This is a genomic window from Alcaligenes sp. SORT26 (assembly GCF_017377875.1).
Taxonomy (GTDB): domain Bacteria; phylum Pseudomonadota; class Gammaproteobacteria; order Burkholderiales; family Burkholderiaceae_B; genus Alcaligenes; species Alcaligenes parafaecalis.
In genome coordinates this window covers 2,287,156-2,308,433 of sequence record NZ_CP070975.1, presented here as the reverse complement: position 1 = coordinate 2,308,433, position 21,278 = coordinate 2,287,156, and the positions used below count along the sequence as shown (strand labels likewise).

Here is a 21,278-nt window from a genome sequence, read left to right as displayed (position 1 = left end):
AAACACCAGGCCTTGGCCTGGTGTTTTTGTATCCGCTAAGTGCAGAGCCTGAATTCAGGCATCCAGCTTTTGCTTGAGCATTTCATTGATCTGCTGCGGATTGGCTTTGCCCTTGGCAACCTTCATCACTTGACCGACCAAAGCGTTGAAAGCCTTTGGCTTGCCAGCACGGTGCTGTTCGACAATGCTGGGGTTGGCGGCCAGAACTTCGTCCACCATGGCGCCAATAGCACCGGCATCGTTGATTTGCTTCAAGCCACGGGAGTCGATGATGGCATCCACATCGCCGTTCAGTTCGCCGTCCCATTGCGCCGCAAATACGTCACGGGCAATCTTGTTCGAAATGGTGCCGTCAGCAATACGGGCAATCAGTTGGGCCAGTTGTGCTGGGCTGACTTTGGATTGCTCAATGCTGATTTCTTCACGGTTCAAGGCAGCCGACAGCTCGCCCAGCACCCAGTTGGCAGCCAGTTTGGCATTGGCGCTGGAGCCTGCTTGCAAAATGGCTTCAAAGAAGTCTGATGTGGCGCGGTCTACTGTCAGTTGCGAGGCGTCGTAACGGCTCAGCTCAAACTCTTGCTCGAAGCGAGCCAGTTTTTGAGCAGGCAGCTCGGGCATGTCCTGACGAACTTGCTCGATCCATTCTTCGCTGATCAACAGCGGTGGCAGATCCGGGTCGGGGAAGTAGCGGTAATCATGCGCGTCTTCTTTGCTGCGCATGCTGCGTGTTTCGTCGCGGTCCGAGTCGTACAGGCGGGTTTCCTGAACCACTTTGCCACCATCTTCAATCAGCTCGATCTGACGGCGCACTTCGTACTGAATCGCGCGTTCCAGAAAGCGGAAGGAGTTGATGTTTTTCAGTTCGCAGCGGGTGCCCAGTTCCTTCTGGCCCTTGGGACGTACCGAGACGTTGGCGTCCACGCGGAACGAGCCTTCCTGCATATTGCCGTCACAAATACCCAGCCAGACAACCAGGCTGTGCAAGGCGCGGGCATAGCCCACGGCTTCGGCAGCCGAGCGCATTTCAGGTTCGGACACGATTTCCAGCAGCGGCGTGCCCGCGCGGTTCAAGTCGATCCCGGTGCTGGATTCGCCGTAAGGGCCACGGAAGTTTTCATGCAGGGATTTACCGGCATCTTCTTCCAGGTGGGCACGAGTCAGATTAATGGTCTTTTCCTCGTCGCCCAGCATGAAGCTGATGGTGCCCCCGCTGATGACGGGGATTTCCATCTGGCTGATCTGGTAGTTCTTGGGCAGATCCGGGTAGAAGTAGTTTTTGCGTTCAAACACGGAGCGGGGGGCAATGTGCCCGCCTACGGCCAGACCCAGGCGAATGGCCCGTTCGGCAGCGCCACGGTTAAAAACAGGCAGTGCGCCGGGCAGGGCCATGTCCACTTCATTGGCTTGCGTGTTGGGCAAGGCACCAAAGCGGGTGCTGCTGCTGGAGAAGATTTTGGATTCGGTCGAGAGCTGGGTATGGGTTTCCAGCCCGATCACAATTTCCCATTCCATTATTGTTGTCCTGGTTGACGTTGATGCCAGTCGGTGACTTGCTGGAAGCGGTCGGCAAAAGCCAGCAATTGGCCTTCGCGGAAGTAATTGCCAATAATTTGCAGGCCGATGGGCAAGGGCTGCTCATCGTTGCTGAAACCGCAGGGGATGGACATGGCGGGCAGGCCAGCCAGGCTGACGCCCAGGGTGTAGACATCACCCAGCCAGTCGGTCGTTGGGTCTTCAATCGTTGTGCCCAGCTTGCGGCCCAGGGCCGGGGTGACCGGGCCAAGGATCAGGTCGCACTGTTCAAAGACTTTCTGGAAGTCGTCCACAATCATGCGGCGTACGCGTTGGGCTTGCAGATAGTAGGCATCGTAGTAACCGTGGGACAGCACATAGGTGCCCACCAGGATTCGACGCACCACTTCAGGTCCAAAGCCTTCCGAGCGCGAACGCGAAATCATGCTGCTCAGGTCGGTGTACTGATTGGCGCGGTGGCCAAAGCGTACGCCGTCAAAGCGCGACAGGTTGGTCGAGGCTTCAGCCGGGCTGATGACGTAATAAGTAGGGACAGACAGTTCTGTCAGGGGCAGTTGCACGCTGACGCGCTCTGCACCCAGGCTTTCGTAGGTTTTCAGCGCGGCTTCGATGGCGTCGGCGACAACCGGGTCCAGGCCGGGGCCAAAGAACTGTGCGGGCACACCAATACGCAAGCCTTTCAGTGGCTGGCTGCCTTGGGCTTCTTGCTGGGACTGCTGCTGTTCAAACTGCTGACGAATGCGCGCGCCGTTATTGGGCTGATCGTCGCAGAATTCCAAACTAGTGGCATCTTGCGGGTCAAAACCACACATGGTTTCCAGCAGATCCAGCAAGTCGCGGGCATTGCGGGCGATAGGACCGGCCTGATCCAGGCTGGAGCCGTACGCAATAATGCCAAAGCGGGAAATCGTGCCGTAGGTGGGCTTGATGCCGCTGACGCCACACAGGGCGGCTGGCTGTCGAATCGAACCGCCGGTATCCGTGGCAGTGGCACCAGCGATCAGGCCAGCAGCAACTGCAGCAGCGGAGCCACCCGAGGAGCCACCGGGAACCATGGAATGGTCCCAAGGGTTGCGCACAGGGCCAAAGACCGAGCTTTCGTTGCGCGAGCCCATGGCGAACTCGTCACAGTTCAGTTTGCCCAGCGAGACAGCACCGGCTGCCTGCAGCTTGGTCACGACCGTAGCGTCAAAGGGGCTGACATAGCCTTCCAGCATTTTGCTGCAGGCGGTAGTCTGCCAATCCTTGGTGACAAACAAATCTTTGTGGGCGATAGGGATACCGGTCAGTGGACCGGCCTTGCCTTGAGCAATCAGGGCATCAGCGGCATCGGCCTGGGCCAGGGTCAGGGCAGCGTCCTGCTGCACAAAGGCATTGAGCTCTTTTTGACGGGCGCTATTGTCCAGGGCTTGCTGGGCCAGCTCGCGGGCACTGACAGTTTTGTTTTGCAGGGCTAGTCGCAGCGCTGCAATAGTCGCGAATTCAGGGGTAAAAGACATGGTTTTGCTTTATTCGATGACCGTGGGCACCAGAAACAGGCCATCCTGCTCGGCGGGGGCGTTGCGCATCATGGCCTGGCGGCTTTCTACCGTTCCGGAAGGCAGGGCCTTGTCCTCGCGCAGACGCAGACTGATCTGCTGGCGGGCGGACAAAGGATGGGCCATAGGCTCAACGCCTTGAGTATCAACGGTTTGCAAGGTCTGGATCAGGCCCAGGATGCGCGTCAAATCGTGCTCGACCTGGGAGGCCTGTTCAGCGGAAAGATCAAGGCGCGCCAGTTGCGCTATACGGGCAACATCCTGTTCAGTGATAGACATGTGGGTGGGTACTGGAAAATGAGTAATAAAAAAAAGCGGAAATCCGTCAGTTAGGGACAGTTTGGCACTTTTACAGCAAATGCGGGGGTTACAGAACTTAACTGACCATTAAAACAGTCCTAATGTAGAGCAATTATAAGTTATCATTGACCGTTTCCTTCCCAGGTATTTTTGAATTCGTTGCCTGGTTCTTGTGCCTGTCGTTTTACGCTTGAGTTCCGCGCCGAATTTACCTGCCTTTTCCCCCAAACACTTTACACTTTGCGCGCCCATGTTCGGATTCCTACGCAGTTACTTTTCCAGCGATATGGCAATCGACCTCGGTACGGCCAATACCCTTATCTATGTACGCGGCAAGGGTATCGTACTGGATGAACCGTCCGTTGTAGCCATCCGCCATGAAGGTGGACCTAATGGTAAAAAAATCATTCAGGCCGTTGGGCAGGAGGCCAAGCAAATGCTGGGTCGGGTGCCTGGCAATATTGAAGCCATCCGGCCCATGAAGGATGGTGTGATCGCGGACTTTACTGTTACCGAGCAAATGCTCAAGCAGTTCATCCGCATGGTTCACCCACGCAGCATGTTTGCTCCCAGCCCACGCATTATCGTGTGCGTGCCTTGTGGCTCCACCCAGGTGGAACGCCGTGCCATCAAAGAATCTGCTCTGGGCGCTGGCGCCAGCAAGGTCTACCTGATTGAAGAGCCCATGGCGGCTGCAATCGGTGCAGGCCTGGCCGTGTCCGATGCCAGCGGTTCCATGGTGGTCGATATTGGTGGTGGCACGACCGAAGTGGCAGTGATCTCTTTGGGCGGTATGGTCTATAAAGGATCGGTTCGCGTCGGTGGCGATAAGTTTGACGAAGCCATTATTAATTACATCCGTCGCAATTACGGAATGCTAATTGGTGAACCCACGGCTGAATTGATCAAAAAAGAGATCGGTTCTGCATTCCCCGGTACTGAAATTCGCGAAATTGAAGTCAAGGGTCGCAATTTGTCCGAAGGGGTGCCACGCAGTTTCACCGTTTCGTCCAACGAGATTCTGGAATCGCTTACCGATCCCTTGAATCAAATCGTCTCTGCGGTTAAAACCGCTCTGGAACAAACTCCTCCTGAACTGGGTGCGGACATCACGGACAAGGGCATCGTCCTGACCGGTGGTGGCGCTCTGGTTCATGACCTGGACCGTCTGCTGCAAGAAGAGACCGGCTTGCCCGTTGTGGTGGCTGAAGATCCTCTGACCTGCGTGGTACGGGGTTGCGGTGAGGCTCTGGAGCATCTGGAGCGTCTGGAGTCCGTATTCATTTACGATTGATCTTTGCTTGGCCCCCACGGCAATGTATTGCCTGTGGGGGCAAGTGATCGAGTGTTTGATTAATGCGAGAACAAGGCTCCATCCGGCTATTTAGACGTGGCTCATCTCCCGAGCTGCGTCTGGCCGCTCTTTTGGTGCTGGCCGTGGGCTTGTTGATCACGGATGCTCGTTATGCGGTGCTCGAACCGGTGCGTCAGGCCGTGGCTGCCGTGTTGTATCCTTTTCAGCGCGTCATGCTGGCCCCGCGCGATCTGGTTACTTACTTCAGTAGCTGGACCGATGCGGCCTCGACCGCACGCTCTGAAAAAGAAGCCTTGCAACGCCAGCGTATCGAACTGGCTCAGCTCTCTACCCATGCTGCCCAGCTTTCTGCAGAAAACGAGCAATTGCGCCGTTTGCTGCAAGTGGCCGATACCGTCACCCAACCGTCTGTTGCAGTGGAAGTTCTGTATGAACCTCCCAATGGCTACGCTCGTCATCTGATTTTCAATAAAGGCTCGGCCAGTGGCATTCGTCCCGGCATGCCGGTGATTGATGAGGGCGGAGTAGTGGGCCAGGTGGTGCGGGTTACGCGCTTTACCTCCGAAGCCGCGCTGATTACCGACGATAAAGTCTCGGTCCCGGTACAGGTGCTGCGCAATGGCCTGCGCCTGATTGCCTTTGGGGGCAATCCCGGAGGCAAGGTGGAAGTGCGTTTCCTGACCAGTGATGTGGACCTGGAGCCCGACGATACCCTGATCACCAGTGGTATTGGCGGTTTGTTCCCGGCGGGTTTGCCGGTTGGTACGGTCAGCAGTATTGAGCGCGATGATGCCTCGGGCTTTGCCCTGGCTATGGTCACGCCCTTGTCGCACCCCGAGCGTTATCGCCATTTTCTGATTTTGCTGGTGCCCGAGAGCGAACGCTCCCTGGAACAGGACGATGCCAATGATGCGACGCGCTGAGTCCTCGGATACCTCTGGCCGCAAAACCCGGACCTCGTCTCTGGGTAGCTTGCAGCCCATCGATAGCAGCCCGTTTTCGCGTGCGTCCAGTCCTTGGCTGGTGTGGGGCTCGATTCTGCTGATGTGGCTAAGCTCCATGCTGCCGTGGCGGCTTTTGCCTTTTGCCCCCGATCTGTTGATGCTGGTGTTGGCCTTCTGGGCCGTGCACGAGCCGCGCCGGGTGCCCATGTCCCTGGCATTTGTGCTGGGTATTCTGGTCGATGTACACGATGGCAGCCTGTTGGGCGAACACGCCCTGGCTTATATCCTGGTCGTGTATGGCGCATTGGTATTGCGTAAACGAATTCTGAACTTTGGCATGTGGACCCACTTCCTGCACATGGCGGTTGTCATGCTGCTGGCACAGCTGATCGTACGGGTCCTGCACGCCTGGCTGGTGGGTGAGTGGTCTGGCTGGGAGTGGGCTGGTGGCACTTTGTTGACAGCCGCTTTGTGGCCCCTGGCCGATAGTGTGCTGTTCTTGCCGCAGCGACGTCTGGACGAGTCCGACTCCGGTTCGTCCTGATTGGTAGGGCGGCCATGTTTGAATTCAAAAAAACCTCGCATCAGTTGCGCCAGCGCATTCTTTTCCGCGCCCTGGTAGCGGCGGTTCTGGCCTGCGTATTGTTAGGGGTCCTGGGCGTGCGCCTGTGGTATTTGCAGGTGGTGCGCTACGAAGGTTTTGCGGCCCGAGCCGATCAGAACCGTATTGCTGTGATCCCGATTACTCCCCGTCGTGGCGAGATTCTGGACCGTAATGGCGAGGTGCTGGCCCGTAATTACCGGGACTACACCTTGTCCGCCGTGCCAGCCAGTCTGGGTGAACCTCTGGACGATATGCTGGATCGTGTCGGCGAGCTGGTGGAGCTCAGTCCACGCGATCGGCGTCGATTCAAGCAGAACGTCGCTCAAAATAGCCGTTACTCCGAAATCCTGCTGCGCAATAACCTGAGCGATGATGAAGCCGCCTGGTTTTCTGCCCATGCCTTCAAATTCCCCGGTGTGACTCTGCAAGCCCGTTGGGTGCGTGAGTACCCCCAAGGCGAGGCCGCTGCCCACGTGCTGGGTTATGTAGGCCGTATTTCCGAGGGCGACCAGCAAAGGCTGGAAGAAACCGGGCAAACCGGTAATTACCGTGGCACGCAGGTTATCGGTAAGAAAGGAATTGAAAAAACCTGGGAAAAAACGCTGCATGGCCGTACGGGTATCGAGGAAGTAGAAGTGGCTGCCTCGGGCCGTCCCGTACGTACACTTAGCCGCGTAGACCCGGTGCCCGGTGCCAGCTTGCGTCTGTCTCTGGATATTGGCTTGCAGAAAATGGCCGAAGCCATGTTCACAGGGCGACGCGGTGCCTTGGTGGCGATTGAGCCCAGCACAGGCGAAGTGCTGGCTTTTGTGTCGGCCCCGTCTTTTGACCCGAACCTGTTTATCGACGGGATTGATGTAGAAAACTGGCGCAAGCTGAACGACTCGCCTGATCACCCGCTGATTAACCGCCCGCTGTACGGCACGTATCCTATCGGGTCGACCTACAAGCCTTTTGTGGCCTTGGCGGCTCTGGAAACCGGCAAGCGCAAGGCAACGGACCGTATTTCCGATCCTGGCTATTTTGAATTTGGTGGCCAGCGTTTCCGTAACGCAGGTGGCGCGGTCTACGGCTCTACCGACATGCACCGTGCCTTGGTGGTTTCCTCGGATACCTACTTCTATTCCTTGGGCCCGGAAATCGGCGTTGATAATCTGCACGACTTCATGAAGCAGTTTGGCTTTGGCCAGCAGACGGGTATTGACCTGGATGGCGAGCGCCAAGGCATTCTGCCTTCTACTGAGTGGAAACGTCAGGCCTACAAAAAACCGGCCCAGCAGCGCTGGTATGCCGGAGAAAGTATCTCGGTGGCGGTGGGGCAGGGCTATAACTCCTTTACTGTGCTGCAACTGGCGCATGCGACTGCCGTGCTGGCTAGCAATGGCATTGTGCGGCCTCCACACCTGGTCACCCAGACCTTGAACCCACATGACCCGGAGATTGAACAGCCTGTGCGTATTGATGCCAAGCTGATTCCCTTGAAGCAGGCTAATGTGGATGTGGTCAAACGCGCTCTGGTGGATGTGGTGCGCCTGGGTACGGCCCGTCGCGCCTTTGCGGGTGCGGCTTATCAGGCGGCTGGCAAGACGGGGACGGCACAGGTCTTTAGCTTGCGCGGCGCCAAGTACAACGCCAACGCTATTGACGAGCGTTTGCGCGACCACGCTTTGTTCATGTCCTACGCTCCGGCAGAGAACCCCAAAATCGCAGTGGCCTTGATTGTAGAAAATGCGGGTTGGGGCGGTTCGGTTGCGGCACCCATTGTGCGCAAGGTTTTTGATTACTGGTTGGTGGAACGAGGGCAGATGCAATGAAGCGACTTTTGCAACTGGGCCTGAGAGCCGTCACTGCCTTTGATTGGCCCTTGCTGTTGTTGCTGGTGCTGATGGCCGCGCTGGGCATGACGGTCATGCATTCAGCCGTAGGCGGTACGGACTGGCGCTTTGCCGACCAGGTGCGTAATTTCCTGTTGGCCTTTGGTGTGATGTGGGTGGCCGCCCTGATTCCCCCAGCCTTGTGGATGAAGCTGGCCCCGGTGGTGTATTCGATCGGGGTTGTGCTGCTTCTGGGGGTAGAGTTCTTTGGCGAAACCAGCAAGGGTGCAACGCGCTGGCTAGACCTGGGCGTGGCCCGTATTCAGCCCTCGGAAATGCTCAAGATCTCGGTGCCTTTGATGCTGGCCTGGTATTTCCACCGTTACCAGCGGCCCAAGATGAGTCTGCTGGACTTCATGGTGGCCGGCATCTTGCTGATGATTCCGTTCCTGCTGATCGTGCGTCAGCCTGACTTGGGTACTGCTTTGCTAGTGTTTGCGGCGGGTTTCTGCGTGATTTACTTTGCAGGCCTGTCCTTCAAGCTGATCGTGCCGATTGTGGTGGTGCTGGTGCTGGGCATCAGTGCCTTGCTGTATTACGAAGACTATATCTGCGTACCCGACCTGGATTGGGTAGTGCTGCACGACTATCAAAAACATCGGGTCTGCACATTGCTTAATCCCGGTAGTGACCGTCTGGGCAGAGGCTTTCACACTATCCAGTCCATGATTGCGATTGGCTCGGGCGGTGTGTACGGCAAGGGTTACATGATGGGCACGCAGTCCCATCTGGACTTTGTTCCAGAGCGTACGACTGACTTCATTTTTGCCGTATTTGCTGAAGAGTTCGGTTTGTATGGCGGCATCATGCTGCTGGTGCTCTATGCCTTGCTGATTCTGCGCGGCTTGTCCATTGCCGCCGTGGCTCACACACAGTTCAGCCGTCTGTTGGCCGGTTCCATGTCCATGATGCTGTTTGTCTATGTGTTCGTGAACATAGGCATGGTGACAGGGATTCTGCCCGTGGTGGGTGTGCCTTTGCCCTTCCTGAGCTATGGCGGTACGGCCTTGATGACCCTGGGTGTGGCCTGCGGGATGCTGATGAGCATCAGCAACGATAAGCCAGCGCGGCCGACCTGATTCAATCTCCCCCAGCATCGCCGGGGGAGCGACTCTTAGCTCAATATCAACTGTTCACTATCTTTGCTCTGGTACAAACCTAGCAGCAGCTTGCGGATGGGCGCTGGTAAAGCGGTCTGCTCCAGTGCTTCATGATCCTGCCATTGCTGGCCTGCTACCGGCTCGGCCAGGATGGATTCGTCTACTTGCAACAGCCAAGGCGTGATGTGCAGTTTGAAGTGCGAGAACACGTGCTGGAAGGAGGCCAGAGCAATCGCCTCTTCATTGGACCAATGCAGTGCCGCGGTGTGCAGGCTCATGGCATCCTCGAATTGAGGCAAGGTCAGCAGACCACCCCAGATGCCTTGATCCGGGCGCTGCTCCAGCAGTACCTGACCGTTCAACTCAAGAATCAACACATGCGCGTAGCGTTCATCCTGGCGGAGGCGCTCTTTAGGGCTGGGTAGCTCGGATTGTGCCTGATGGCTATGGGCATAGCAGTCGCTTTGCAGCGGACAGAGGCTACAGGTCGGTTTGCTGCGCGTACAGCATTGCGAGCCCAGGTCCATCAGCCCTTGTGTGTAAGCTGCCATATCCAGGTCGGCAGGGGCTAGTTCTACCACCTCATCCGCCTTGGTCCACAAGGTGTTTTCTACGGCCTTTTTCTGCGTGGGCCCGTAAATCCCGAAATAGCGCGTGAACACACGTTTCACGTTGCCATCCATGATGGGACTGCGTTCGCCAAAACAGAAGGCGGCGATAGCACAGGCGGTGGAGCGGCCTATGCCGGGCAAAGTCGCCAGATCGGAGGCATTGCCAGGAAAACTGCCACCCCATTTTTCCATGACCTCACGGGCACAGCGGTGCAAGTTGCGGGCACGGGCGTAATAGCCCAAACCGGCCCAATAGGGCATGACTTCGTCTTGCTCGGCCGCAGCCAGATCCTTGACGGTGGGGAAGCGTTCCAGAAAACGCTCGTAATAACCCAGGACGGTGGCGACCTGGGTTTGTTGCAGCATGATCTCGGAAAGCCAGACGCGGTAAGGGTCTTGCGTGTTCTGCCAGGGGAGGTGGTGGCGGCCGGAGGTTTTTTGCCAGGCCACCACTTTTTCGGCCAGATGTTTGGGACAGGGTTCAGGAAGTGACATCAATATTGGGTACTACGGGTAACAGACCAGCGAGCCGCCAGTGCGCCCAAAATGGCGACCAAAATAGCGGCTGTCAGTAACAGTGAAAATTCCGGCAGGCTTAGCGTCAGTTGGACGCCGTAGCTTTGGGCCAGACTGGACAAGGCTTTGTTCAGTGGTGTCAGGGCCAGCAAGGCCAGTGCGCAGGCCAGGGCGCTGGCAAGCAGGCCGGTTAGCGCGCCCATGTACAGGAAAGGGCGGCGCACAAAAGCTTCAGTCGCGCCCACCAGACGGGCCACGGCAATTTCTTCGCGCTGGTTCAGGGCTTGCAGACGGACCGTGTTGAATACGGTGGCAATGACCACCACGCCTACGCCTGCCATCAAAATCCACAAGCCAATGCGGATAAAGCTAAGAATTGCGGCCAGACGTTGCACCCATTCGCTATCCAGCAGCACGCTATCCACGCCTTCGCGGCCCTGTAGCGTTTTGGCCAGGGTGTCTGCACGTGTCACCAGATCCGGGGTTTCATGCAGGGTCAGCACAATGGCGTGCGGCAAGGGGTTGCTAGGCAAGGCGCCCAAAGCGTCTGTCCAGCTAGGGTTGCTCTGTAATTGTTTGAGTGCTTGTTCTTTGCTGACCAGCCTGATCTGGGCCAGTTCAGTTTGGAATTCCTTGCCTAGCGCCTTGCTGAAGGCCTGAGCCTGTTCCAGCGTGCTGTTCTGTTTCATGAACACCGTCATTTCGGGCGAAGTTGGGATTTCGCGCACGACAGGTTGTGCAGCCAGCAAGATACTGGCCCCCAGAACCGGCACCGCCAGGGTCAGGGCAATGACCAGCAGGTTGGACAGGGAGGAGAAGGGTTGCACCTTCAGGCGGCGCAGGGCCACCAGAAAGGCGTATTGATGATGGCGCAGCCAGGTTCTCATGCCAGCACTCCGGGGTGATCGGAAAAACGGCCGTCCTGAATCAATAAGGTTCGACGGGCATAGCGGGCCATCAAATTCAGATCGTGGGAGGCAATCAGGGTGGTGACACCCACCCGGTTAAAGTCCATCAATACATCCATGATGCGTTTGGCGTTATCAGCGTCCAGATTGGCGGTGGGTTCGTCCGCAATCAAAATAGCGGGGCGATTCACAATGGCGCGGGCAATGGCCAGACGTTGTTGTTCACCACCGGACATTTCTACCGGCTTCAAATCTTCTTTACCGCGCAGACCCACTTTTTCCATGGCGGCGCGAGCCCGTGCTTGGGCCGTGCTGGGCTCCAGACCCATGACAGCCAAAGGCAGCAGCACATTGGCCAATGCGCTGCGGTCTTGCAGCAGGTGCGTATCCTGTAAAACCACGCCCACAGCGCGGCGCAGATACGGTCGTGCGCGGGCAGGGAGCTTGTCCAGCCTGTGCCCGTTGACCTGAACCGAGCCACGGCTAGGCAGTTCCAGGCCGCCGATCAGACGCAGCAGGGTGGATTTCCCTGCTCCCGAGGGGCCGGACACAAAAATGAATTCGCCGTCATCAATGCGAAAATTAATGTCGGCTAGAATATTTTTACTGCGGCCATACGATTTGAAAACGTGTTGGAACTCGATCATCGCGACGCACAATTAAAGAGGAATCTGCTTGGAAAGCCCCTATGGAATAAACCTGGGGGCCCGCATGAAAATGTCGGCGTAGGTAAAAGTATTAGTCAGACTGTTAGAGGGAAACCCCCGATTTGTGATTGCACAGACTGGCTCTACGATTGGACACCACAGCTTAGCTGCAATTGTAATCTGCATCCATTTACCAAAAGTAAACAGGAGGTGATATTCCATGACCTTAGTGAAAACCATTGCATGTAGTGTTGCGTTGATGGCCCTGGCCGCTAATGCACAGGCAGGTGAAACCCTGGACTCGGTGAAGAAGAAAGGCTTTGTTCAGTGCGGTGTCTCAACCGGTATTGCAGGATTTTCGCTGGCAGACAGTAAGGGCGTCTGGTCCGGCATTGACGTGGACATGTGCAGTGCGATCGCCGCTGCTGTTTTTGGTGATGCCAAAAAATTCAAAGTCACGCCCTTGACCACCCAGCAGCGCTTTACAGCCCTGCAATCGGGTGAGGTCGATGTGCTGACCCGTAACACCACCGCGACGATCTCTCGCGATACGACCTTGGGTTTGGTCAGCACTGGCATTAACTACTATGACAGCCAGGGCGTGATGGTTAAAAAATCCCTGGGCGTGAAAAGCGCTAAAGAACTGGATGGGGCCGCTGTATGCGTACAGCCTGGCACCACGACTGAGCTGAATCTGGCCGACTGGTTCCGAGGTCAAGGCATCAAGTTCAACCCTGTGGTGATCAACAACCCTGAAGAGGCGATGCGCTCCTTCACCTCCGGTCGTTGCGACGGCTTTACCAGCGATAAATCTCAGTTGGCTGCCATGCGTGCCGCCCAGGCTACACCTGATGAGTTCGACATCCTGCCCGAAGACTTCTCCAAAGAACCTCTGGGCCCGTTCGTGCGTCAGGGTGACGAGGACTGGTTCACCTTGGTGCGCTGGACTCTGAACGCCATGCTGGAAGCCGAAGAGTACGGCATCACCAGCGCTAACGTGGATGAAAAGACCAAGAGCGATAATCCGAATATTCAGCGTATTTTGGGCGTGTCCGGCGAGCTGGGCAAAGGTCTGAAGCTGGATAACAAGTGGGCCTACAACATAATTAAACAGGTCGGCAATTACGGCGAAAGCTTTGATCGGAACCTCGGTAAATCGACTGCATTGAAGCTGGATCGCGGTTTGAATGCACAATGGCGTGACGGTGGTGTGATGTACGGCTGGCCAGTGCGTTAAGATTTCGATCTTCACTGTTTGTTGTTGCGTCTGGCTTCGGCCAGACGCGCGCCACCTCGCAGGGCTACGCGTAGTGCTGCATCCATGGGTTTTACGCTATGGCACAAAATACACCTGCCGCGCCAGCCCCCCCTAAACGGCGCTTGTCCTGGAATGATCCGTTCACACGCGGCATTATTTACCAGGTGCTGATTTTGGGTGTGCTCGGTTTTTGTGTGTGGTATCTGGTCTCCAATACCCTGCACAATCTGGCTGTTCGCAATATTTCTACCGGTTTTGACTTTCTGAATCGAGAGGCAGGTTTCGCCATTGGCGAATCGGCCCTGGAATACAAACCTTCGGATACGTATGGGCGGGCCATTCTGGTCGGTCTGGTCAATACGCTGAAAGTAGCGGTCATCGGCATCATTGCCGCCACTGTGTTTGGCACCTTGCTGGGCATTGCACGCTTGTCCAAGAACTGGCTGATTTCCCGGCTGGCGGGCTTGTACGTGGAAGTGATGCGCAACGTGCCACTGCTGCTGCAACTGTTCTTCTGGTACGCCCTGATTACCGAAACCTTGCCCGGACCCCGGCAGGCTTTGAATCCTATAGGCGGCGTATTCCTATCTAATCGTGGTTTGAAGTTGCCTACCTTGCAGGGCGACGGCATGGACTGGATCTTTATGGGTCTAGGCGTGGCCGTGGTGCTGTGGGTAGTGATGGCACACTGGGCGCGTCGCCGTCTGGAAAAAACGGGCCGTCCTTTCCCCACGATTCGCGTTGGCCTGCTGTTGCTGGTGTTGATGCCAGCCTTGGGTTTGCTCCTGAGTCCCGGGCCTTTAGCTTTGGATGTCCCGCGTTTGCAAGGCTTCAACTTTGTTGGTGGTCTGACCTTATCACCTGAATTTGCAGCGTTGCTGGCCGGTCTGATTACCTATACCTCGGCTTTCGTGGCTGAAGTGGTGCGCTCCGGTATCCAGTCTGTAGGTAAAGGACAGTGGGAAGCCGCACAAGCACTGGGTTTGTCGCGTGGTCGCATGATGCGTCTGGTGGTCCTGCCCCAGGCATTGCGTGTGATTGTGCCGCCCATGACCAGCCAGTACCTGAATCTGACCAAGAACAGCTCCCTGGCGGTGGCTATTGGCTATCCGGATATTGTGTCTGTAGTGAATACCACTCTGAACCAGACCGGGCAGGCGATTGAAGGCATTTTGATCATCATGGCGGCTTATCTGACAGTCAGCCTGTCGATCTCGGTCTTCATGAACTGGTACAACAACCGTATTGCCTTGGTGGAGCGCTAAATGAGTCATACGCCTACATCCACCATCAGTGGGCCACCGCCATTGCAGCGGGGCACCTTGGGCTGGCTGCGCCAGAACCTGTTTTCATCCCCTTTGAATGCCATTCTGACAGCGCTGTCGGCCTGGCTGCTCCTGATGACCGTGCCAGCCATGATCGACTGGCTGTTCATCAAAGCCAATTTCGATGCGCAAACTGCGCAGGACTGTCGGGCCAGTGCAGGTGCGTGCTGGGCTTTCATTCGTGAAAAGCACCGCCTTATCCTGTTCGGTATCTACCCCTATGACGAGCAATGGCGGCCCTTGCTGGCCTCTATCCTGCTGACTCTGCTGATTGTCTGTAGTTGCGTACGCTGGTTCTGGAAGCCTTGGTTGCCTTTGCTGTGGCTGGTCGGCCTGACCGTCGTGGGTGTGCTGATGTGGGGCGGTGTGCTGGGCCTGAGCTACGTGGAAAACAGCTTGTGGGGTGGCTTGCCGCTGACCCTGATTCTGGCTACTTTCGGTATCGCTTTCGCCTTTCCCCTGGGACTGTTGCTGGCTTTGGGCCGGACCTCGCGTTTGCCTGCTGTCAAAGCTGTTTGCGTGGTCTACATCGAGCTGATTCGTGGCGTGCCGCTGATCAGCCTGCTATTCATGTCCTCGGTGATGCTGCCCTTGTTCATGCCCGAGGGCTTTAACATCGACAAGCTGCTGCGTGCCCAGATCGCTATCATTTTGTTTGCGGCGGCCTACATCGCGGAAACCGTGCGGGGCGGCTTGCAAGCCATTCCCAAAGGGCAGTACGAAGGAGCAGCCTCGCTGGGCTTGAGCTACTGGCGCACCATGCGTCAGATCATCTTGCCGCAGGCCCTCAAGATCGTGATTCCGCCACTGGTAGGCATCTTTATTTCCCTGTTCAAGGACACCTCCCTGGTCGTTATTATCGGTATCTTCGATTTGACCCAGGCAGCCAAAGTGGCCTTGGCCGATGCCGCCTGGCGCGGTTTCAGCCGGGAAGCCTATCTGTTCATCGCACTGATTTATTTTGTGTTCTGCTACTCCATCTCTCGCTACAGTCGTTCGCTGGAGCGACGTTTGCAAACGGGTTATGAACGCTGACACAGGTAGCAAGGCTTTGGGTGACACCGCTAGCCTTGCTGGCCAGACAAGGAGTTTTGCATGGCAGACGCCATTATTCAGCTAAAGAACGTCAATAAATGGTACGGGCAGTTCCATGTGCTGCGCGACATCAATCTGGATGTGGCCTCCGGCGAGCGCATCGTTATTTGCGGGCCTTCTGGCTCGGGTAAATCTACCCTGATCCGGTGTATCAATCGCCTGGAAGAGCACCAGAAGGGGCAGATTATTGTGGCGGGCGAAGAGCTCACCAACGATGTGCGTCAGGTCGAGGCCATTCGGCGCGACGTGGGCATGGTATTTCAGCACTTCAACCTGTTTCCGCACTTGACCGTGATGGAAAACCTGACCTTGGGACCGATGTGGGTGCGTCGCAAGACCAAGGCTCAGGCGCAGGAACTGGCCATGCAGTATCTGGAGCGCGTTCGTATCCCAGAGCAGGCCAACAAGTATCCCGGACAGCTTTCGGGTGGACAACAACAGCGCGTTGCCATTGCACGTTCCTTGTGCATGGAGCCTAAAATCATGTTGTTTGATGAGCCAACCTCGGCGCTGGACCCGGAAATGGTCAAGGAAGTGCTGGAAGTCATGGTTGAACTGGCTCATACCGGCATGACCATGCTGTGCGTGACCCACGAGATGGGTTTTGCGCGTAAAGTGGCTGATCGGGTCATTTTTATGGATCAGGGCGAAATCATCGAGCAAAATACGCCTGATGCGTTCTTTGACTCGCCGCGCAGTGAAAGAACCCGTGAGTTCTTAAGCCAGATCATTCATTAAGGATTAGCGGCTGCTCTGAATGGGCTGCCTTGTGCAGCCCATATGCATTTTAATTTCAAGGAAAAAAGTGATGTTTCGTGTCTGTAAGTGGCTGCTGGCTGTCTCGGGTGTCGCTGCTGTCGTGGCTGCGCCTGCTGTGATGGCAGAGGATTCTTATCCCTCCAAACCTATTCAGTTTGTGGTGCCTTACCCACCGGGCGGCCCTTTGGATAGCATGGCTCGCTTGCTGGCCGAACGCGTCAAAGGCGATCTGGGCACGGTTGTGGTGGAGAACAAATCTGGCGCGGGCGGCAATATCGGTGCCAGCATCGTGGCCAAGGCTGCCCCGGATGGCTACACCTTGATGATGGGCGCGGTGGCGATCAACTCCATCAACCCCTGGTTGTACAAGAGCGTGCCTTTTGATCCGGTCGAGAGCTTTGCGCCTATCGCCCTGGTTGCCTCGGTACCTAACATCCTGATCGTGAACAAAGAATTTGCTGCGGAAAACAAGATTGCTTCCGTGCAGGATTTGATCAGCTATGCGAAAGAACACCCCGGTCAGATGAACTTTGCGTCGGGTGGTAATGGCAGTGCTGGTCATCTGGCCGGTGAAGTGCTGAATACCCGTGCCCAGATCAATTCCGTGCACGTTCCTTACGCTGGTGCCAACCCCGCCAAGACAGCTTTGCTGGCTGGCCAAGTGCATTTCATGTTCGATAACCTGGCTTCGGCTTCCCCGTTGATCAAGGCAGATACCGTCAAGGCCCTGGCTGTGACGACTTTGGAGCGCTCCAGCTTCCTGCCCGACGTGCCGACGATGGAACAGGCAGGCGTAAAGCCATTTGATCTGGGAACCTGGTTTGGCGTGTTCGCCACGGGTGGTACTCCACAGCCTGTGCTGGACAAGCTGTATGCGGCTTACGCCAAAGCCTTGCTGGATCCTGCTGTACGTGAAGCGCTGGCCACAATGGGTTCGGATGTAGAGCCAGGCACCATGGCCGAATTCAGCGAGCTTGTCAGCAATGATCTTAAGAAGTACAAAGAAGTCGTTGCTGACTCGGGCGCCGAGTTGTTCTAAGCTTTCAAGGACTTAAGCCCCCAGGCAATGAGTGACTAGGGTCTGCATAGCCGCTCGCAAGATCAAGAATTGTTAAAGAAGGCAGTGAAGTCTGTTTTGAAGTACCTGCTTGCAGTGCCTCTTGCTAGTATTAGAGGCATTCAAGCGGTCCTGGTACTTAATTTGAGATTACGGAGCCAATAATGACAATTTCCATTCGTTCTGCAAAATTAGCAGCATGTGCTGGTGCTCTTTCCCTCTTGGCCGCTTGCGGCACAATGGACAATATGAGCACAGGCGGTCGCACCGCAGTGGGTGCGGGTGGTGGTGCTGCTGTGGGGGCTGGTATTGGGGCCTTGATTGGCGATAGCAGCAAGGCAGCCATGATCGGTGCAGGTATCGGTGCACTGGCTGGAGGTATTGCGGCGTATAACTGGTCTGGTATCAAGAAAGATGTACAGCAGTCTGGTGCAACAGGTTTGGGTGTGGATGTCACTGAAATGCCGGATGGCAGCTTGCGGGTCAATATCCCAAGCAGCGTGTCTTTTGATACGGGGCGTTTTCAGTTGAAGCCAGCTTTGCTGCCAGTTCTGGATAGCGTGGCACGCGCCATGAATCAGCATCCTGAGCTGCGCGCGAAGTCTGTTGGTCATACTGATAGCACTGGTTCGGCACAGACTAATCAGACTTTGTCGGTTAATCGCGCAAGCGCTGTGACCAATTACCTGACGCAGCAAGGTGTGGGGCAAGGTCGTTTGATGGTTGAAGGCCGTGGCCCGAATGCTCCTATTGGTGATAATGCGACGGCAGAAGGCCGTGCCATGAACCGCCGCGTGGAGTTGTATCTGTACGCTCCGCAGAAGTAAGTCTCTGCTTGCATACCCACGGGTGTGCTGACAAAAGGCCCGGTTTTTTAGCCGGGCTTTTTTTTGTGTTCGATTGGGGAGTAATGGCGCGGTTTGAGGGCAGTGTTCTTTGCTTGTTGTCTGTTGTTAGCCGCGAGCTGCCAATTGGCGGTTATCTGTTGTCGTTGAGGGCGTTACCGTTGCTTGGGAGTTAGCGCTGATTATTGAGTAGGACCAGGTAGTGAACACGCCCTTTGGGGCGGTGAGGACCCGGAGGGGCTTGAGCACTTGCCGGTGCTGCGCACCGGTTCCCTTGTCGAGGACATCATCCGGGTGCACTCTGAACTCGCGGGGTGGTTCGTCCCCCGGACGAACCACAAGCGCCCCGCTCAAACAGCAGAGTGCTTGAACCCCGGATGATGCCCCCGCCTGCGGCAAGTACTCTGAATCGCCCCTCCGGGTCCCCACCGCCCCCAAGGGCTCATACCGTGGCTATTCAAGAAATCATGTATTGAGGGTCTGGGTCTGGGTCTGGGTCTGAGATCTGGGGTCTCGGATCTCGGATCTGAGGTTTGACGTTTGACGTCTGAGGTGAAAGGACTGAGGTGAAAGGACTGAGGTGATAGGTCGGAGGTAATAGGTCAGAGGTCAGAGATTCGACGCAGACCAGGAAAGTGTCATACGCCATTCAAGGATGCAGTTTGAAGTCATGCAAAAGAAAACGATTGTGAGCCAGTTGAGCCTAGCCTCCGGGTGTCCGGGCGGTTCAGAGGGTTTGCCGCAGTCGGGAGATAGCGTAGGGGTGCAAGCATCCTGCTGTTTGAGCCGGACGCTTGTACTTGGTCCGGGGGACCAAGTACCCGGCGAGTTCAGGATGCGCCCGTAGCTATCTTCTGACAAGGGCACCGGTGCGCAGCACCGGCAAACGCTCAGCCCGGACACCCGGAGGCTAGGCTTAACTGGCGTCTCCTGCAACGATCTCTTCTGCCTGCAAACAAGACTTTTTCTTTACTTGAGCCCTTACATTTCAAAAAGGAAAAAGCCCTAAGCAGACATACAGTCCACTCAGGGCTTTTCATCCATCAAAGCCGATGCCAGCAAACCAGCCAGCATCGAGCTTGAACTACGTTTGAATCAAACAGGCATCAAGCATCCTGATACAGCTTGCTCCCCTGCTGTAAAAACTGCACCGACATAGCCTTCATTCCCTGATCCACGGCGGACTGCTCATCCAGACCATTCGCCTTGGCATAGTCCCGTACATCCTGCGAGATCTTCATGCTGCAGAACTTTGGCCCACACATGGAGCAGAAATGCGCCACTTTCATCGAGTCTTTAGGCAAAGTCTCATCATGGAACTCGCGTGCCGTATCCGGGTCCAGACCCAGATTGAACTGATCATCCCAACGGAACTCAAAGCGCGCCTTGGACAAGGCATTGTCCCGGAACGCCGCCGAAGGATGCCCCTTGGCCAAGTCCGCTGCATGGGCAGCAATCTTGTACGTGATGATGCCGTCCTTCACGTCCTTCTTGTTCGGCAAGCCCAGATGCTCCTTGGGCGTCACATAGCACAGCATCGCCGTACCTTGCCAGGCAATCATCGCCGCACCCAAACCGGAAGTGATGTGATCGTAGCCCGGAGCAATATCCGTCGCCAAAGGCCCCAAGGTATAGAAAGGGGCCTCATGACAGTGCTCCAACTGCAATTGCATATTTTCTGGAATCAGATGCAAAGGTACATGGCCGGGGCCTTCAATCATGACTTGAACATCATGCTTCCAGGCCACTTGAGTCAGCTCACCTAAAGTACGTAACTCTGCGAACTGCGCCTGATCATTCGCGTCGTAACCCGAGCCAGGACGCAGGCCATCGCCCAGCGAGAAAGCCACATCGTACTGCTTCATGATTTCGCATATATCCTCGAAATGCTCGTACAAGAAGCTTTCGCGGTGATGCGCCAGACACCATTTGGCCATGATAGAACCACCACGCGACACAATGCCCGTCATGCGGCTGGCTGTCATTGGTACAAAAGGCAAACGTACACCGGCGTGAATCGTGAAGTAATCCACCCCTTGTTCCGCCTGCTCGATCAAGGTGTCGCGGAAAATATCCCAGGTCAGGTCTTCGGCAATGCCGCCTACCTTTTCCAGCGCCTGGTAAATAGGCACCGTACCGACTGGAACCGGCGAGTTCCGAATAATCCACTCGCGTGTCTCATGGATGTTCTTGCCCGTAGACAAATCCATGATGGTGTCCGCACCCCAGCGAATCGCCCAGGTCATCTTCTCGACCTCTTCGCCAATAGTGGATCCCAGGGCCGAGTTACCGATATTCGCGTTGATCTTCACCAGGAAATTGCGGCCAATAATCATGGGCTCGGTTTCCGGGTGGTTGATATTGGCGGGCAGAATGGCTCGACCACGCGCAATTTCATCCCGGACAAACTCGGGCGTGACCGTAGTGGGCAAGCTGGCACCGAAACCTTGACCGGGGTGTACCTTGGTCAGGCGACGAGCCATCTCTTCACCTTGTGGGCCGCTGGCGCGTAAATTGGCAATGTATTGCTCGCGACGAAGATTTTCCCGAATCGCTACAAACTCCATTTCGGGCGTAATGATGCCGCGCCGTGCGTAATGCATTTGAGTGACATTGGCACCCGAAATGCTGCGTCGAGGCTGACGCTTCAGTTCAAAGCGCAAGGTGTCCAGTTCCGGGTCGGCCTGGCGTGCTTGACCGTACTGGCTATTGAGTCCTGCCATAAGCTCTGTGTCGCCGCGCTCGGTTACCCAGGCTTGGCGTAGCGGTGGCAGGCCTTTGCGAATATCGATCTGCACCGTGGGGTCTGTGTAAGGACCGCTGGTGTCATAAACGCTCAAGGAAGGATTGGGCTCGGCGCCGAATTGGCTGGGCGTATCAGCCAGGGAGATTTCCCGAAAGGGCACACGCAGATCAGGCCGTGAGCCGGTTTGGTAGATTTTTCGGGAGTTGGGTAAAGGCTGGATCGCAGCCGGGTCTACGCTGGCCGCTGTGGCCGTAAAAGAAGGGGTTTTGCTTGTCATTGCAGCTCCAAAGAAATGGTGGAGCC

Annotated in this window: 18 protein-coding genes; 11 read left to right on the top strand and 7 right to left on the bottom strand. The window is 56.2% G+C overall.

Features of this window, described 5'->3' with window-relative positions; all coding sequences use genetic code 11:
* Positions 1–54: 54 nt before the first annotated feature.
* The 3 genes from gatB to gatC are packed head-to-tail and all read right to left on the bottom strand — an operon-like array spanning position 55 to position 3,350.
* Positions 55–1,512 carry an Asp-tRNA(Asn)/Glu-tRNA(Gln) amidotransferase subunit GatB gene (gene gatB, locus JYG33_RS10655; protein ID WP_207872240.1) on the bottom strand — a complete coding sequence of 486 codons (1,458 nt, stop codon included), beginning with the start codon at positions 1,510–1,512 and terminating at the stop codon, positions 55–57.
* Positions 1,512–3,032 (bottom strand): Asp-tRNA(Asn)/Glu-tRNA(Gln) amidotransferase subunit GatA, encoded by a 1,521-nt coding sequence (gatA, locus tag JYG33_RS10650; protein WP_207872239.1) that lies wholly within the window; start codon positions 3,030–3,032, stop codon positions 1,512–1,514. The genes gatB and gatA overlap by 1 nt, the downstream gene beginning before the upstream one ends.
* A gap of 9 nt (positions 3,033–3,041) precedes the next feature.
* A complete protein-coding gene (gene gatC / locus JYG33_RS10645; RefSeq protein WP_003801948.1) occupies positions 3,042–3,350 on the bottom strand; it encodes an Asp-tRNA(Asn)/Glu-tRNA(Gln) amidotransferase subunit GatC in 309 nt (102 codons plus the stop codon).
* Between the two features lie 271 nt (positions 3,351–3,621).
* Between gatC and JYG33_RS10640 the strand changes: the two genes are divergently transcribed.
* The 5 genes from JYG33_RS10640 (at position 3,622) to rodA (ending at position 9,187) form a co-directional block, all read left to right on the top strand.
* On the top strand, positions 3,622–4,665 hold the full coding sequence (locus JYG33_RS10640; RefSeq protein ID WP_003801946.1) for a rod shape-determining protein: 1,044 nt from the start codon (positions 3,622–3,624) through the stop codon (positions 4,663–4,665).
* 62 nt (positions 4,666–4,727) lie between these two features.
* Positions 4,728–5,609, top strand: a complete 882-nt coding sequence (gene mreC, locus JYG33_RS10635; RefSeq protein ID WP_207872238.1) for a rod shape-determining protein MreC — start codon at positions 4,728–4,730, stop codon at positions 5,607–5,609.
* Positions 5,593–6,174 (top strand): rod shape-determining protein MreD, encoded by a 582-nt coding sequence (mreD, locus tag JYG33_RS10630; RefSeq protein WP_207872237.1) that lies wholly within the window; start codon positions 5,593–5,595, stop codon positions 6,172–6,174. The genes mreC and mreD overlap by 17 nt, the downstream gene beginning before the upstream one ends.
* A 14-nt stretch (positions 6,175–6,188) precedes the next feature.
* On the top strand, positions 6,189–8,048 hold the full coding sequence (mrdA, locus tag JYG33_RS10625; RefSeq protein ID WP_207872236.1) for a penicillin-binding protein 2: 1,860 nt from the start codon (positions 6,189–6,191) through the stop codon (positions 8,046–8,048).
* A complete protein-coding gene (rodA, locus tag JYG33_RS10620; protein ID WP_207872235.1) occupies positions 8,045–9,187 on the top strand; it encodes a rod shape-determining protein RodA in 1,143 nt (380 codons plus the stop codon). The genes mrdA and rodA overlap by 4 nt, the downstream gene beginning before the upstream one ends.
* Positions 9,188–9,222: 35 nt before the next feature.
* Here the strand turns inward: rodA and mutY are convergent, their stop codons facing one another.
* Genes mutY through JYG33_RS10605 form a run of 3 tightly spaced genes read right to left on the bottom strand, consistent with a single transcriptional unit; the run spans position 9,223 to position 11,890 of the window.
* Entirely contained in the window at positions 9,223–10,314 is a 1,092-nt protein-coding gene (gene mutY, locus JYG33_RS10615; protein ID WP_207872234.1) for an A/G-specific adenine glycosylase, read from the bottom strand.
* Entirely contained in the window at positions 10,314–11,222 is a 909-nt protein-coding gene (locus JYG33_RS10610; RefSeq protein ID WP_207872233.1) for an ABC transporter permease, read from the bottom strand. Before JYG33_RS10610 ends, mutY begins: the two co-directional genes overlap by 1 nt.
* A complete protein-coding gene (locus JYG33_RS10605; RefSeq protein WP_009460544.1) occupies positions 11,219–11,890 on the bottom strand; it encodes an ATP-binding cassette domain-containing protein in 672 nt (223 codons plus the stop codon). The genes JYG33_RS10610 and JYG33_RS10605 overlap by 4 nt, the downstream gene beginning before the upstream one ends.
* A gap of 220 nt (positions 11,891–12,110) precedes the next feature.
* Between JYG33_RS10605 and JYG33_RS10600 the strand changes: the two genes are divergently transcribed.
* The 6 genes from JYG33_RS10600 (at position 12,111) to JYG33_RS10575 (ending at position 18,211) form a co-directional block, all read left to right on the top strand.
* A complete protein-coding gene (locus tag JYG33_RS10600) occupies positions 12,111–13,127 on the top strand; it encodes an amino acid ABC transporter substrate-binding protein (RefSeq protein WP_207872232.1) in 1,017 nt (338 codons plus the stop codon).
* Positions 13,128–13,225: 98 nt separating this feature from the next.
* Positions 13,226–14,413, top strand: a complete 1,188-nt coding sequence (locus JYG33_RS10595; RefSeq protein WP_207872231.1) for an amino acid ABC transporter permease — start codon at positions 13,226–13,228, stop codon at positions 14,411–14,413.
* Positions 14,414–15,508, top strand: coding sequence for an amino acid ABC transporter permease (locus JYG33_RS10590; RefSeq protein WP_207872230.1), 1,095 nt, complete (start codon positions 14,414–14,416; stop codon positions 15,506–15,508).
* A 60-nt stretch (positions 15,509–15,568) separates the two neighbouring features.
* Positions 15,569–16,306 carry an amino acid ABC transporter ATP-binding protein gene (locus JYG33_RS10585; RefSeq protein ID WP_207872229.1) on the top strand — a complete coding sequence of 246 codons (738 nt, stop codon included), beginning with the start codon at positions 15,569–15,571 and terminating at the stop codon, positions 16,304–16,306.
* Between the two features lie 70 nt (positions 16,307–16,376).
* Entirely contained in the window at positions 16,377–17,366 is a 990-nt protein-coding gene (locus tag JYG33_RS10580) for a tripartite tricarboxylate transporter substrate binding protein (protein WP_207872228.1), read from the top strand.
* Positions 17,367–17,632: 266 nt separating this feature from the next.
* On the top strand, positions 17,633–18,211 hold the full coding sequence (locus tag JYG33_RS10575; protein WP_207875814.1) for an OmpA family protein: 579 nt from the start codon (positions 17,633–17,635) through the stop codon (positions 18,209–18,211).
* A 1,124-nt stretch (positions 18,212–19,335) separates the two neighbouring features.
* Here the strand turns inward: JYG33_RS10575 and thiC are convergent.
* Entirely contained in the window at positions 19,336–21,252 is a 1,917-nt protein-coding gene (thiC, locus tag JYG33_RS10570; protein WP_207872227.1) for a phosphomethylpyrimidine synthase ThiC, read from the bottom strand.
* Positions 21,253–21,278 lie beyond the last annotated feature (26 nt).

Coding starts and splice junctions, on each gene's coding strand:
- gatC (WP_003801948.1), bottom strand. CDS start 3,350: ATGTCTATCACTGAACAGGATGTTGCCCGTATAGCGCAACTGGCGCGC.
- mreC (WP_207872238.1), top strand. CDS start 4,728: ATGCGAGAACAAGGCTCCATCCGGCTATTTAGACGTGGCTCATCTCCC.
- JYG33_RS10640 (WP_003801946.1), top strand. CDS start 3,622: ATGTTCGGATTCCTACGCAGTTACTTTTCCAGCGATATGGCAATCGAC.
- gatA (WP_207872239.1), bottom strand. CDS start 3,032: ATGTCTTTTACCCCTGAATTCGCGACTATTGCAGCGCTGCGACTAGCC.
- mrdA (WP_207872236.1), top strand. CDS start 6,189: ATGTTTGAATTCAAAAAAACCTCGCATCAGTTGCGCCAGCGCATTCTT.
- rodA (WP_207872235.1), top strand. CDS start 8,045: ATGAAGCGACTTTTGCAACTGGGCCTGAGAGCCGTCACTGCCTTTGAT.
- JYG33_RS10600 (WP_207872232.1), top strand. CDS start 12,111: ATGACCTTAGTGAAAACCATTGCATGTAGTGTTGCGTTGATGGCCCTG.
- thiC (WP_207872227.1), bottom strand. CDS start 21,252: ATGACAAGCAAAACCCCTTCTTTTACGGCCACAGCGGCCAGCGTAGAC.
- JYG33_RS10595 (WP_207872231.1), top strand. CDS start 13,226: ATGGCACAAAATACACCTGCCGCGCCAGCCCCCCCTAAACGGCGCTTG.
- JYG33_RS10575 (WP_207875814.1), top strand. CDS start 17,633: ATGAGCACAGGCGGTCGCACCGCAGTGGGTGCGGGTGGTGGTGCTGCT.
- mreD (WP_207872237.1), top strand. CDS start 5,593: ATGATGCGACGCGCTGAGTCCTCGGATACCTCTGGCCGCAAAACCCGG.
- JYG33_RS10590 (WP_207872230.1), top strand. CDS start 14,414: ATGAGTCATACGCCTACATCCACCATCAGTGGGCCACCGCCATTGCAG.
- JYG33_RS10580 (WP_207872228.1), top strand. CDS start 16,377: ATGTTTCGTGTCTGTAAGTGGCTGCTGGCTGTCTCGGGTGTCGCTGCT.
- mutY (WP_207872234.1), bottom strand. CDS start 10,314: ATGTCACTTCCTGAACCCTGTCCCAAACATCTGGCCGAAAAAGTGGTG.
- JYG33_RS10605 (WP_009460544.1), bottom strand. CDS start 11,890: ATGATCGAGTTCCAACACGTTTTCAAATCGTATGGCCGCAGTAAAAAT.
- JYG33_RS10585 (WP_207872229.1), top strand. CDS start 15,569: ATGGCAGACGCCATTATTCAGCTAAAGAACGTCAATAAATGGTACGGG.
- JYG33_RS10610 (WP_207872233.1), bottom strand. CDS start 11,222: ATGAGAACCTGGCTGCGCCATCATCAATACGCCTTTCTGGTGGCCCTG.
- gatB (WP_207872240.1), bottom strand. CDS start 1,512: ATGGAATGGGAAATTGTGATCGGGCTGGAAACCCATACCCAGCTCTCG.